At 67.4% G+C, this 13282-nt stretch carries 11 protein-coding genes; 6 read left to right on the forward strand and 5 right to left on the reverse strand.

Going from position 1 to position 13282, the window contains the following annotated elements; translation table 11 throughout:
- Positions 1-27 precede the first annotated feature (27 nt).
- The 6 genes from tkt (at position 28) to pgl (ending at position 8576) form a co-directional block, all read left to right on the forward strand.
- A complete protein-coding gene (gene tkt, locus H4W27_RS06300; RefSeq protein WP_192595176.1) occupies positions 28-2139 on the forward strand; it encodes a transketolase in 2112 nt (703 codons plus the stop codon).
- A 98-nt stretch (positions 2140-2237) separates the two neighbouring features.
- Positions 2238-3359 (forward strand): transaldolase, encoded by a 1122-nt coding sequence (tal, locus tag H4W27_RS06305; RefSeq protein WP_192595177.1) that lies wholly within the window; start codon positions 2238-2240, stop codon positions 3357-3359.
- A gap of 181 nt (positions 3360-3540) precedes the next feature.
- Complete coding sequence (locus H4W27_RS06310; protein WP_192595178.1) at positions 3541-5190, forward strand: glucose-6-phosphate isomerase; 1650 nt, start codon at positions 3541-3543, stop codon at positions 5188-5190.
- An 80-nt stretch (positions 5191-5270) separates the two neighbouring features.
- Positions 5271-6740 carry a glucose-6-phosphate dehydrogenase gene (zwf, locus tag H4W27_RS06315; protein WP_225939326.1) on the forward strand — a complete coding sequence of 490 codons (1470 nt, stop codon included), beginning with the start codon at positions 5271-5273 and terminating at the stop codon, positions 6738-6740.
- Between the two features lie 10 nt (positions 6741-6750).
- Positions 6751-7713, forward strand: a complete 963-nt coding sequence (locus H4W27_RS06320) for a glucose-6-phosphate dehydrogenase assembly protein OpcA (RefSeq protein WP_192595180.1) — start codon at positions 6751-6753, stop codon at positions 7711-7713.
- 59 nt (positions 7714-7772) lie between these two features.
- The gene (gene pgl, locus H4W27_RS06325) at positions 7773-8576 is read left to right on the forward strand and encodes a 6-phosphogluconolactonase (RefSeq protein WP_192595181.1); all 804 of its coding nucleotides are present in this window, start codon (positions 7773-7775) and stop codon (positions 8574-8576) included.
- 76 nt (positions 8577-8652) lie between these two features.
- On the opposite strand, the gene secG is transcribed toward pgl, so the two are convergent.
- The 5 genes from secG to H4W27_RS06350 form a co-directional block, all read right to left on the reverse strand.
- On the reverse strand, positions 8653-8904 hold the full coding sequence (gene secG, locus H4W27_RS06330; RefSeq protein ID WP_192595182.1) for a preprotein translocase subunit SecG: 252 nt from the start codon (positions 8902-8904) through the stop codon (positions 8653-8655).
- Positions 8905-8977: 73 nt separating this feature from the next.
- Positions 8978-9796, reverse strand: a complete 819-nt coding sequence (gene tpiA, locus H4W27_RS06335) for a triose-phosphate isomerase (RefSeq protein ID WP_192595183.1) — start codon at positions 9794-9796, stop codon at positions 8978-8980.
- A 73-nt stretch (positions 9797-9869) separates the two neighbouring features.
- A complete protein-coding gene (locus H4W27_RS06340) occupies positions 9870-11096 on the reverse strand; it encodes a phosphoglycerate kinase (protein ID WP_192595184.1) in 1227 nt (408 codons plus the stop codon).
- Between the two features lie 119 nt (positions 11097-11215).
- Positions 11216-12220 carry a type I glyceraldehyde-3-phosphate dehydrogenase gene (gene gap, locus H4W27_RS06345; RefSeq protein WP_192595185.1) on the reverse strand — a complete coding sequence of 335 codons (1005 nt, stop codon included), beginning with the start codon at positions 12218-12220 and terminating at the stop codon, positions 11216-11218.
- A gap of 308 nt (positions 12221-12528) precedes the next feature.
- On the reverse strand, positions 12529-13152 hold the full coding sequence (locus H4W27_RS06350; protein WP_192595186.1) for a superoxide dismutase: 624 nt from the start codon (positions 13150-13152) through the stop codon (positions 12529-12531).
- Between the last annotated feature and the right edge of the window lie 130 nt (positions 13153-13282).

Below are 13282 nucleotides of genomic sequence, written 5' to 3' on the forward strand. Positions count from 1 at the left end.
CCGTCACTCACATTTGGAGGAACCATAGTGACCGAGAATGCCGTATTCACCGATCTGGACAAGCGGGCAGTGGACACACTGCGCGTGCTGGCCGCCGACGCCGTGGAGAAGGTCGGCTCAGGCCACCCGGGCACCGCGATGTCGCTGGCCCCAGCTGCCTACCTGCTCTTCCAGAAGGTGATGAAGCATGATCCTTCCGACCCTGAGTGGATCGGCCGCGACCGCTTCATCCTCTCCCCCGGTCACACCTCGCTGACCCTGTACCTCCAGCTCTACTTCTCCGGCTACGGCCTGGAGATCGACGACCTGGCTGCGCTGCGCACCTGGGATTCGCTGACTCCGGGACACCCGGAGTACGGCCACACCGCCGGCGTGGAGATCACCACCGGACCGCTGGGCCAGGGCCTCGCCTCCTCCGTGGGCTTCGCCTACGGCCAGCGTCGGATGCGCGGCCTGATGGACCCCGAGGCGCCTGCCGGGGAGTCCCCCTTCGACCACACTGTCTGGGTCATCGCCTCCGACGGCGACCTGCAGGAGGGCGTGACCTCGGAGGCATCCTCGCTGGCGGGCCACCAGGAGCTCGGCAACCTCGTGGTGATCTGGGACGACAACAAGATCTCCATCGAGGACGACACCGACATCTCCTTCACCGAGGACGTCCCCGCCCGCTACGAGGCCTACGGCTGGCACGTCCAGCGCGTGGACTGGATGCAGACCGGTGACTACGACGAGGACATCAACGAGCTGCACGCCGCACTGGTGGCGGCGAAGGCGGAGACCTCCAAGCCCTCCCTGATCGCACTGCGCACGGTCATCGGCTATCCCTCCCCGAAGAAGCAGAACACCGGCGGCATCCATGGCTCCAAGCTGGGCAGCGATGAGCTGGTGGCGCTGAAGGAGCTCCTCGGCTTCGACACCGAGGCACACTTCGCCGTGGAGGACGAGGTCATCACCCACGCCCGCAAGATCCTCGAGCGCAGCATCGAGACTCGCCAGGAATGGGACAAGAAGTACCAGTCCTGGCGCGAGTCCAACGCCGAGGAGGCCACGCTGCTGGACCGCCTGACCGCCGGGGAGCTCCCCGCCGGCTGGGAGTCCCAGCTGCCCGAGTTCCCCGCCGGTGAAGATGTGGCCACGCGCGCCGCCTCCGGCAAGGTGCTCAACGGCATCGCCGAGGTCCTCCCCGAGCTCTGGGGCGGCTCCGCAGACCTCGCCGGCTCGAACAACACGCACCTGGCCGGGTACGAGTCCTTCATCCCGGAGTCCCACTCCACGGAGAAGTTCAGCGGAAACCCCTACGGGCGCAACCTGCACTTCGGCATCCGCGAGCACGCGGCGGCGGCGATCACCAACGGCATCTCGCTGTCCACCCCGCTGCGGACCTACAACGGCACGTTCCTGATCTTCTCGGACTACCAGCGTCCGGCGATCCGGCTCGCCGCCCTGATGGGCATCGGCTCGATCTTCGTCTGGACCCATGACTCCATCGGTCTGGGCGAGGACGGCCCCACCCACCAGCCGGTGGAGCAGCTCGCCACGCTGCGGGCCATCCCGAACCTGGACGTGGTCCGTCCCGGAGACGCCAACGAGGTCGCCATCGCCTGGCGCGAGGTGCTGCGCCGCAGCGATCGTCCCGCCGGACTGGCGCTGACCCGCCAGGGCATCCCGACCTACGCCCGCGGCGCCGGCGAGGCCACCGCCACCGAGTTCGGCTCGGTGGAGGGCGCAGCCAAGGGAGCCTATGTGCTGGCAGAGGCCGTCAAGGACGGAGCGGTGGTGACTCCCGAGGTCGTGCTCATCGGCACCGGCTCCGAGGTCCAGCTCGCGGTCCAGGCCCGCGAGGCGCTGGCTGAGAAGGGCATCGCGGCCCGCGTGGTCTCGATGATCTGCCGCGAATGGTTCTTCGAGCAGGACGAGGCCTACCGCGAAAGCGTCATCCCCGCCGGCGTGAAGGCCCGCGTCTCGGTGGAGGCCGCCGCCTCCATGGGCTGGCGCGACATCGTCGGCGACGCCGGCCGGATCGTCGGTCTGGACCACTTCGGTGCCTCCGCCGACTACAAGGTGCTCTACGAGCAGTTCGGCATCACCTCAGCAGCCGTCACCGAGGCCGCGCAGGAGTCCATCGCCGCGGCCTCCTGAGGCGCTCCGTCGCGGGCGATGACCCGCACCTGCGGTCCCGAGACCGCGACGGCGGCCCTCCCCCCAATCCCCATCACCTGGCATCAGGAGCATTGAACATGACTGCAAACAAGAACACTCAGGCCCTCTCCGACCTCGGCGTCTCCATCTGGCTCGACGACCTCTCCCGCGAGCGGCTGAACTCGGGCTCGCTGGCGAAGCTGATCGAGACGCACAACGTCGTCGGCGTCACCACGAATCCGACCATCTTCGAGTCCGCCCTGAAGGACGGCGAGGCCTATGAGGCGCAGCTCGCCGAGCTGGCCGCTGCCGGAGCCGACGCCGAGAAGGCCGTCTTCGACATCACCACAGCCGATGTGCGCGAGGCCTGCGACGTGTTCGCCGGGGTCTACGCCGCCACCAACGGTGTCGACGGTCGAGTCTCCATCGAGGTCGATCCACGTCTGGCGCGCGACGCCGCCGGCACGATCGCCCAAGCCCGCGAGCTCTACAAGGCGGTGGACCGGGAGAACGTGCTGATCAAGATCCCCGCCACCGTGGAGGGCATCGAAGCGATCGCCGCAGTGACCGCCGAGGGCATCAGCGTCAACGTGACCCTGGTCTTCTCGCTGGAGCGCTACCGCGCGGTCATCAACGCGTTCATGCTCGGCCTGGAGAAGGCCCACTCCGAGGGGATCGACATCTCGAAGATCCACTCCGTGGCCTCCTTCTTCGTCTCCCGGGTGGACGCCGAGATTGACAAGCGCCTGGAGCTCGCGGCCGAGGAGGGCAAGCCCGGCACCGAGAAGCTCAAGTCGCAGGCCGCCGTCGCCAATGCTCGACTCGCGCACCAGATCGCGGTGGAGACCTTCTCCTCCGAGCGCTGGCAGCTGCTGGCCGAGCGCGGAGGCCGTCCGCAGCGTCTGCTGCTGGCCTCCACCGGCACCAAGGATCCCAACCTCTCCGACACGCTGTATGTCACCGAGCTCGCCGGCGCCGACGTGGTCAACACCATGCCGGAGAAGACGCTGATGGCGCTGGCAGACCACGGCGTGGTGGAGCGCGACACGCTCGCCGAGACCTACGTGGAGGCCAACCGCGTGCTCGACGGCATCTCCGCGGCCGGGATCAGCTACCGCGAGGTCGTCGACACCCTGGAGAACGAGGGCCTGCAGAAGTTCGAGGTCTCCTGGAAGGGCCTGCTCGGCACCATCGAGGACGGCCTGAAGCGCAACAGCTGAGCTGAGTCAGCAGGGTCCTTCCTCAGCGACTGACCCTGTCGCCTGTTCACTCCGTCCGATGCCCGGTCACACGACCGGGCATCGGTCAGGGTCAACAGCCGTGTGAATCCCACCGGGCCCCTATAAGTGCAGATGCTGGACAGGTCGAACCGAGGCGTTCGGCTGAGAAAGGAAGCACGTCATGAGCTCACTCTCCCTGACACTGAGCGGGGCGGCCCGCGAAGCCGCCGAGAACCAGGTCCCTGGTCTTCTGGACCACGAGTTCGCCTCCAGGCTGGCGGCCAAGGATCACACCCTCTGGGGAGTCGAGGCCGAGGACGAGGCCAGCAGGCGCCTCGGCTGGGTCGCGCTCTTCGAAGACTCCCGCCGGCTCCTGCCCCAGATCACCCAGCTTCGCCTGGAGCTCGCCACAGAGGGCATCACCCGCGTGGTGCTCGCCGGCATGGGCGGCTCCTCCCTCGCGCCAGAAGTCATCTGCGCCACCGCAGGCGTGGATCTCACCGTGCTCGACTCCACCGATCCACAGCATGTGGCCTCGGTGATCGGCACCGAGATCGAGAAGACCGTGCTCGTGGTCTCCTCGAAGTCCGGCTCCACAGTGGAGACCGATTCCCAGCGCCGGATCGTGCAGCAGGCGATGACCGATGCCGGCATCGACGCCGCCTCCCGCACGGTGATCGTCACTGACCCCGGCTCTCCGCTGGCCCAGCAGTCCGCCGAGGCCGGCGTGCGCGCCGTCTTCGAGGCGGACCCCACGGTGGGCGGCCGCTATTCCGCGCTGACCGCCTTCGGTCTGGTCCCGTCCGGGCTCGCCGGCGCGGACCTGGAGTCGCTGCTCGACGATGCCGAGGAGACCCTCGCCATCCTCTCCGAGGACGACGCCGACAACCCCGGCCTGCGTCTGGGCTCGGCCATCGGCGGCACCGCGCCGCTGCGGAACAAGCTCGTGATCACCGACGCCGGCTCCCCGCTGGTGGGACTGGGCGCGTGGATCGAACAGCTCATCGCAGAGTCCACCGGCAAGAACGGCACCGGCCTGCTCCCGGTCATCGTCGCCGACGGCGAGCCCGAGCTGCACCGCGACGCCGATGATGTGCTGGTCACCCAGATCATCGACGTGGAGGCCGAAGACGGCGCCTCCGTGGACAATGACATCGCCGACGCCGTCGTCACCTCGCACATGGTGCGCACCGGCGGCAGCCTCGGCGCCCAGTTCATGCTCTGGGAGGTCGCCACCGTCGTGGCCGGCTCCCTGCTGGGCATCAACCCCTTCGACCAGCCCGACGTCGAGTCCGCCAAGACCGCCGCCCGCGGACTCCTCGACGCCGAAGCACCGGAGACCGGGGACTCCGTGGTCGACGGCGCAGTGGCCATCCGCGCGCTGGGCAGCTCCGCGCTGACCGGGGCCGACACCTCCACGCTCGAGTCGGCGCTGAAGGCGCTCCTGGAGTCGGTGCCGCAGGACGGCTACCTCGCCGTGATGGCCTATCTCGACCGCACCGGGGAAACCGAGCTCGAATCCCTCCGGGCCCAGCTCTCCTCCCTCAGCGGACGCCCGGTGACCTTCGGCTGGGGCCCCCGGTTCCTGCACTCCACCGGCCAGTTCCACAAGGGCGGCCCGCATGTCGGAGCGTTCCTGCAGCTGACCACAGACTCCGAGGGCGACGTCGAGGTCCCGGAGCGTCCCTTCACGCTGGCCCAGCTGATCTCGGCCCAGGCCGCAGGCGATGCCCAGGTGCTCGCCGATCACGGCATGCCGGTGCTGCATGTGCACCTGCAGGATCGTCAGGCCGGCGTGACCCAGCTGGTCGACACGGTGGAGTCCCTGTGAGTGCCTCGCGCGGCAGAAGCGAGAATCCGCTCCGAGACGCCCGCGACCGCCGGCTGAACCGGATCGCGGGACCTTCGACGATGGTCATGTTCGGCGTGACCGGAGACCTGGCGCGCAAGAAGCTCCTGCCCGCCATCTATGACCTGGCCAATCGCGGCCTGCTGCCACCGAGCTTCTCGCTCGTCGGGTTCGGGCGCCGGGACTGGACCCATGAGCAGTTCGCCGCCGAGGTGCTGGATCACGTCAAGGCCTCGGCCCGGACCGCCTTCGATCAGCAGGTCTGGGACCAGCTCGCGGCCGGGCTGCGCTTCGTCAACGCCACCGGCTTCGACGACGACGCCGCCTACGCCCAGCTCGGCGAGACCCTCGAGGAGCTCAAGGAATCCCGCGGCACCAGGGGCAATCATGCCTACTACCTCTCCATCCCGCCGAACTCCTTCGAGATCGTCTGCCAGAAGCTCTCCTCCCACGGCCTCGCCAGCGCGCAGATCGGGCAGGACGATCCCTGGAGCCGGGTGGTCATCGAAAAGCCGTTCGGGCACGATCTGAAGTCTGCCCAGGAGCTCAACACCGTGGTCGAGTCGGTCTTCCCGCCCGACGCCGTGTTCCGGATCGACCACTACCTGGGCAAGGAGACGGTGCAGAACCTGCTTGCCCTTCGCTTCGCGAACCAGCTCTTCGAGCCGCTGTGGAACGCCCATCACGTGGACCATGTGCAGATCACCATGGCCGAGGACATCGGCATCGGCGGCCGGGCCAGCTATTACGACGGCGTGGGCGCCGCGCGAGACGTGATCCAGAACCACCTGCTCCAGCTGCTCGCGCTGACCGCGATGGAGGAGCCCATCTCCTTCGACGCGGATCACCTGCGTGCTGAGAAGGAGAAGGTGCTCGCCGCAGTCAGGCTGCCCGCTGACCTCGACGGAGCCTCGGCTCGCGGACAGTACACCTCGGGCTGGCAGGGCGGGGAGCAGGTCGTCGGATTCCTGGACGAGGAGGGGTTCAACCCTGATTCGACCACGGAGACCTTCGCGGCGCTGAAGCTCGACATCAACACTCGCCGATGGGCCGGAGCACCGTTCTACCTCCGGGCCGGCAAGCGGCTGGGGCGCCGGGTCACCGAGATCGCTGTGATCTTCAAACGTGCCCCGAACCTGCTCTTCCAGGATCACGATGATCACGAGTTCGGTCAGAACGCCGTCGTCATCCGGGTCCAGCCCGATGAAGGGGCGACCATCCGGTTCGCCTCCAAGGTGCCCGGGACCCAGATGGAGGTGCGCGACGTGACCATGGACTTCGGCTACGGCCATGCCTTCACCGAGGACAGCCCGGAGGCCTATGAGCGGCTCATCCTCGACGTCCTGCTCGGAGAGCCGCCGCTGTTCCCGCGCCACGAGGAGGTCGAGCTCTCCTGGAAGATCCTTGACCCCTTCGAGGAGCACTGGGAGGCCCAGCAGGTCCAGCCCGAGCCCTACGCCCCCGGCGGATGGGGTCCCCAGTCCGCCCATGATCTGCTCGCCCGAGACGGCCGCAGCTGGCGCAGGCCATAAGGAGAATCCCATGATCGTCGACATCGAGAACACCACCACCTCCAAGGTCTCCAAGAAGCTGCGTGAGCTGCGTGAGGCAGGCGGCGTGGTCGCCCTGACCCGGGTGCTCACCCTGGTCATCCTGACCTCCAAGGACAACGCCGAACCTGCCATCGCAGCGGCCAACCTCGCCTCCCGGGAGCACCCGTGCCGGATCATCGTGCTGGCCTCCGGCAGGACCTCCGATGCGACGCGGCTCGATGCCCAGATCCGCGTCGGCGGTGACGCCGGGGCCTCCGAGGTCATCGTGCTGGAAGCCTCGGGGGAGATCGCCGAGCAGAACGAGGCGATGGTCTCTGCGCTACTGCTGCCAGATGCTCCCATCGTCGCGTGGTGGGCCGACGAGCTTCCGGACGGAGTCAGCAAGACTCCCATCGGGAAGATCGCACATCGCCGTATCACCGACACGGCCATGGATCCACGACCACTGGATGCGCTGCGCCGGCTCGCCGCGCACTACAGCGAAGGCGACACAGATCTGGCCTGGACCCGGCTGACCCGCTGGCGGATCCAGCTCGCCAGCATCCTGGACACCCTGGATCCTGACGCGATCACCTCCGTGACGGTGGAGGCCGCAGCTGACCTCCCCAGCGCCGCGCTGCTCTCGGCCTGGCTGCAGATGGCGCTCTCGGTGCCCGTGGAGCTCGTCTCCACGGCCGTGCCGGAGGACTCCGAGCTTCCCCTGACGCTGACCGCCGTCACGTTCCACCGTGCCACCGGCGATGTCAGCCTCTCCCGCCCCCGCGGAGAGGAGATCGCCGAGCTGCGCAGCGCCGACGGGCTGGTCCAGGGCATCCCGCTGCCGGTCCGCACACTCCAGGACTGCCTGGCCGAGGAGCTGCGTCGGCTCGACTCCGATGAGATCTTCGGCGAGGTGCTCAGCAGAGGACTGCCCTCCACCCAGCTGCCGATCGGATTCTCCCCTGCCGGCTGAGCAAACGACTATGCTCGGTCCATGAACCACACAGGACAGCCGCGAAAGGGCGCACAGACATGACAGATCCCGCGAACACCACGATGGCCGCCCCGCGCACTGAGATCTACGCCGACAAGGACCAGCTGGTGACCGTGGTCGCCGAACGGCTGCTGGCGGTGCTGGTGGACGCCTCCCGGCACGCCGGGATCGCCCACGCGGTCCTCACCGGAGGCAGCGCCGGCATCGCCGTGCTGGAGAAGGTCGCGGACCTGGTCACCGAGCCGGGAACCGAGACTCCGGCGTGGACGACCGTCCACTTCTGGTGGGGCGACGAACGGCTGCTCCCCAGCGATGATCCGGAGCGCAACGCCATGCAGGCGCATACGGCCCTTCTGGACCTGCTCATCGCCGAGCACGGACTGCCGGCCGAGAACATCCACCGCATGCCGACCTCCGAGGACGCGGCCACTCCAGAGATCGGCGCGGAGATGTATGCCGCGAGCCTCGAGGTCCATGCCGAGGAGGGCGGCCGCGCAGGCCTCGCGCTGCCCCGCTTCGACGTGCTGCTGCTCGGAGTGGGCCCCGATGGACACATCGCGAGCCTCTTCCCGGGGAAGGCCTCGCTGAACACGGAAGGTGTGGTCGCCGTGGGCGAGGACGACTCGCCGAAGCCTCCGCCGCAGCGCGTGTCGCTGACCTTCGACGCCATCCACAGCGCAGACCGCGTGTGGACCGTCGTCGTGGGCGCAGACAAGGCGACCGCGGCGTCCAGGGCGCTGGCCGGGGGCACCGACCCGCAGGAGATTCCGGCCACGAAGGTCCGCGGCGCCAGGGAGACGATCTGGCACCTGGACCAGGCGGCCGCGGCCAAGCTCCGCTGACTCCACTCCCCCTGGGCGGTTGAGCTTTCCGGTGCTTACGCAGCGACCGGAAAGCTCAACCAGCCCGGTGGAGTGGTCAGCTGTCGACGTTCACCTGGACCAGCAGCGCCAGGGCGACAACGATCAGGCCCCAGGTCACTCCCAGGGTGATGGTCAGCCGATTCAGGTTCCGCTCGGCCACGCCGGAGGATCCCAGTGACGAGGTCACACCGCCGCCGAACATGTCGGACATGCCACCGCCGCGCCCCTTGTGGAGCAGTATGAGCATGATCAGCAGAATGCTGATGAGTGCCAGGAGCACCTGAAGTGCGATGGTCAGCGCAGACACAGCGACCTTTCGTGGTGAATCGTGGGCGTATCAGCTACCAGGATAACCCGGGACGGGGTCACCCATGGGCCGCTCAGCCCTGTGCGCCGATGTGCTTCTCGAAGGAGATGATGTTCGCAAACTCCTCCGGGTCCAGGCTGGCGCCTCCGACGAGGGCCCCGTCCACATCGGGCCCGGCCAGGATCGAGGCGACGTTCTTGGACTTGACCGAACCGCCGTAGAGCACACGGACGGTGTCGGCGAACTCCCTGGAGTAGAGCTCCGCGAGCTTCTCCCGGATCGCGGCTGACATCTCCTGCGCATCCTCCGGGCCGGCGACCTTGCCGGTGCCGATGGCCCAGACCGGCTCGTAGGCCACCACGAGCTCGGTGAGCTCCTCGGCGCTGTGGCCGCGCAGCGCACCCTCGAGCTGAGCCAGGGTGTGGGACACATGGTTGCCGGCCTCCCGGACCTCGAGCCCCTCCCCCACGCACAGCACCGGAACGAGCTCGTGGCGCAGCGCTGCGGAGAGCTTCGCGTTGAGCTGTTCATCGGTCTCGCCATGGACCTCGCGACGCTCGGAGTGTCCGATGAGCACCTGGGTGCAGCCGAGCTTCTTCAGGAACACGCCGGAGATGTCTCCGGTGTATGCGCCGGAGTCGTGCTCGGAGAGATCCTGGGCACCGTAGTCGATGCTCAGCTTGTCCCCGCTGACCAGGGTCTGGACTCCGCGCAGGTCGGTGAACGGAGGGAAGACCGACACCTGGACCCGCTCATGGTCGTGCTCGGCGTCGTTGAGGGTCCAGGCGAGCTTCTGGACCAGCGCGATCGCCTCCATATGGTCGATGTTCATCTTCCAGTTGCCCGCGATCAGCGGGCGACGCACGAAAGCGCCGTTCTTCTGAGTGGTCATGGAGAGGAGTTCCCTTTCAACGGTGGTGAGATCAGCGGTGACGTGTGCGGACGACGGCGGCAGAGCGCGTCGATCAGGCCTCGAGCGCGTCGATGCCGGGCAGGGACTTGCCTTCGAGGTACTCCAGGCTGGCGCCGCCGCCGGTGGAGATGTGCCCGAAGCTGTCCTCGTCGAAGCCCAGGGCGCGCACGGCGGCCGCCGAGTCACCGCCGCCGACCACGGTGAACGCTTCGGTGGTGGTCAGCGCCTCGGCCACGGCGGCGGTGCCCTTGGCGAAGGCCTCCATCTCGAACACGCCCATGGGCCCGTTCCAGAAGACGGTGTTCGCCTGGGCGATCTCGGTGCTGAACGCTTTGGCGGTGTCGGGTCCGATGTCCAGACCCAGCGCTTCGGCGCCGGCCCGGCCTGATTCGAGGGCGTCCACGGGGAGCACCTCGACCTCGGCGTCGGCGGCGAACCTCGACGCCATGACGATGTCGGTGGGCAGCACGATCCGGCAGTTCTGCCGCTCGGCCGCTTCCAGGAAGCCCCTGACGGTGTCGAGCTTGTCATTCTCCACCAGGGACTTGCCGATGCCATGGCCCTGCGCCTTGAGGAACGTGAAGACCATGCCGCCGCCGACCAGGAGCGTGTCAGCGCGGCTCATCAGGTTCTCGATCACGGCAAGCTTGTCGGAGACCTTGGATCCGCCGAGGACCACCGTGTACGGCCGCTGCGGGGCCTCGGTCAGGCGCTGCAGCACCCGCAGCTCGTCGCGGACCAGGTCCCCCTGATAGGCGGGCAGCTTCGCGGTGATGTCGGCCACCGAGGCGTGGCGCCGGTGCACGGCGCCGAAGGCGTCATTGACATAGGCGCCGCCGGTGCCGGTCAGGGCGGTGAGCTCGGCGGCGAGAGCCGCACGCTCGGCGTCGTCCTTGGAGGTCTCGCGCGCATCGAAGCGCACGTTCTCCAGCAGCAGGATCTGACCTGGCTGAAGCGCGGCGGCCTTCTCCTGGGCACTGGGACCCACGAGGTCTGAAGCACGCAGCACGGGGACATCGGTGAGCTCGCCCATGCGCGCGGCCACCGGGGCCAGCGAGTACTTCGGCTCGGGCTCGCCCTGGGGGCGTCCCAGGTGCGCGGTGACCAGCACTCGGGCTCCTGCTGCGGCGAGCTTCTCCAGCACCGGCAGCGAGGCGCGGATGCGCCCGTCATCGGTGACCGCACCATCTTTGAGCGGCACATTGAGGTCGGAGCGGACGAGCACGCGGCGGCCGTCCAGGCCTTCGGAGAGCAGGGAGTCAAGGGTGGCTGCAGTCATGTGATCAGGGTACCAATCGCTGGAAGGGACAAACAGGAATCGTCGGGCGCCGCACGGCAGAGGCCCCGGTCCCGACGAGGATTCGTCGAGCCGGGGCCTCTGCGATCATGCGAGCTGGATCAGCGGCCGACGTGCGCGGTCATGTCCACCAGTCGGGAGGAGTAGCCGTACTCGTTGTCGTACCAGGCGAAGACCTTGACGGTCTTGCCGATGACCTTGGTCAGCGGTGCGTCGAAGATCGAGGAGTGCGTGTCACCGACGATGTCGGAGGACACCAGCGGATCCGTGTTGTACGCCAGGATACCCTTGAGCTCGCCCTCGGCGGCCTTCTTGAAGGCGGCGTTGATGTCCTCAGCGGTGACGCCCTCCTTCTCGATGGCCACGGTGAGGTCGGTGCCGGAGCCGGTGATCAGCGGCACGCGGATGGCGTAGCCGTCGAGCTTGCCGTCGACCTCGGGAATGACCTGGCCGATGGCGGCTGCGGCACCCGTGGAGGTGGGAACCATGTTCACACCGGCTGCGCGCGCACGGCGGGGATCGCTGTGCGGAGCATCATGCAGGCGCTGGTCTCCGGTGTAGGCGTGCACGGTGGTCATGAGACCTTCCACCAGGCCGAACTCGTCGTTCAGCACCTTGACCAGCGGAGCCAGGCAGTTGGTGGTGCAGGACGCGTTGGAGACCACGGTGTGGTTCTCGACGTCGTAGGTGTTCTCGTTGATGCCCATGACCAGAGTGGCATCGGCGCCCTTGGCCGGAGCCGAGACGATCACCTTGCGGGCGCCCGCCTCGAGGTGCTTGCCGGCGGACTCCTTGGTGGTGAAGAACCCGGTGCACTCCAGGACGACGTCGACTTCCAGATCACCCCAGGGCAGGTTTGCCGGATCCTTGTCCGAGAACAGCTTGATCCGGCGGTCGCCGGCGACGAGGGTGTCACCGTCCAGGGACACATCTGCCGGGAAACGACCCATGACGGAGTCGTATTTGGTCAGGTTCACCAGCTGGGCGGGATCGGTGAGGTCGTTGATGGCTACGAGCTCGAGGTCCGTGCGGCCGGTGTTCTCCAGCACGCGCAGCACGTTGCGGCCGATGCGTCCAAAACCATTGATCGCGATCTTTGTCGCCATGAGGTTCCTTCCTTGACGTGTGGGACCGCAGTTCCTGCGGGCCTTGGGGACGTTCTGCTCGGCCAGCCCTGGGAGTTCTGCACCAGGGTGAAAGTCCTTGGACACACGTTGGGGATCAGCAGCTCGACCGTAGTCGAACCGCTGACCCCCAACAACTTCGTTGTTCTCAGGCTGTCTGCAGAACGTGATATTCAGTTTTCTCGTACATCATTCAATCATGTCGGTGCGAGTGCCCCCAACATCTGGGGGCCGGTTCTCACCTGACGGACGCGCGCTGCTCAGACGGCAGTCGGCGGACGCGGGACAGATCAGGGAGTGAGCAGCCGCGAAGCGCCCGAGCGGGCTGCCTCCAGGCGAGCCGCCACGTCCTGCCAGTTGATGATGTTCCAGAATGCCTTCACGTAGTCAGGCTTCACGTTCTGGTAGTCGAGATAGAAGGCGTGCTCCCACATGTCCAGCATGAGCAGCGGGATGGTGCCCACAGGCACGCCGTTCTGCTGATCGTAGAACTGCTCGATCACGACGTTGCCGCCGATGGGCTCATAGGCGAGGATCGCCCAGCCGGAGCCCTGGATGGTCAGTGCGGCCTGGGTGAACTGCTGCTGGAACGCCTCGAAGGAGCCGAAGTACTCGGTGATCGCGGCGGCGAGCTCGCCCTCCGGGCGCTCCTGGCCCTCAGGGGAGAGGTTCTTCCAGAAGATCGAGTGGTTGGTGTGCCCGCCGAGGTTGAACTGCAGGTCCTTGAGAAGTTTGGGGGTCGTGGCGAAGTCGCCCTTCTCCCGGGCCTCTGCCAGCTTCTCGAGCGCGGTGTTCGCACCGGTGACGTAGGTCTGGTGGTGCTTGGAGTGATGGAGCTCCATGATGCGCGCCGAGATGTGCGGCTCCAGCGCGGCGTAGTCATAGTCCAGTTCAGGAAGGGTGAAATCAGTCAAAATGTCCTCCTAGTGACAGGGGTTTGTCGAGGCCGACAGCACCTCGACTCGCTGTTCATCCTATGCCGTCGCCGCATGCCCAGAAAGGGCCTGACCGCCTTTGGCCTGCAGTGTTCACCACTGGAGTAAC

Source organism: Nesterenkonia lutea, assembly GCF_014873955.1.
Classification (GTDB): domain Bacteria; phylum Actinomycetota; class Actinomycetes; order Actinomycetales; family Micrococcaceae; genus Nesterenkonia; species Nesterenkonia lutea.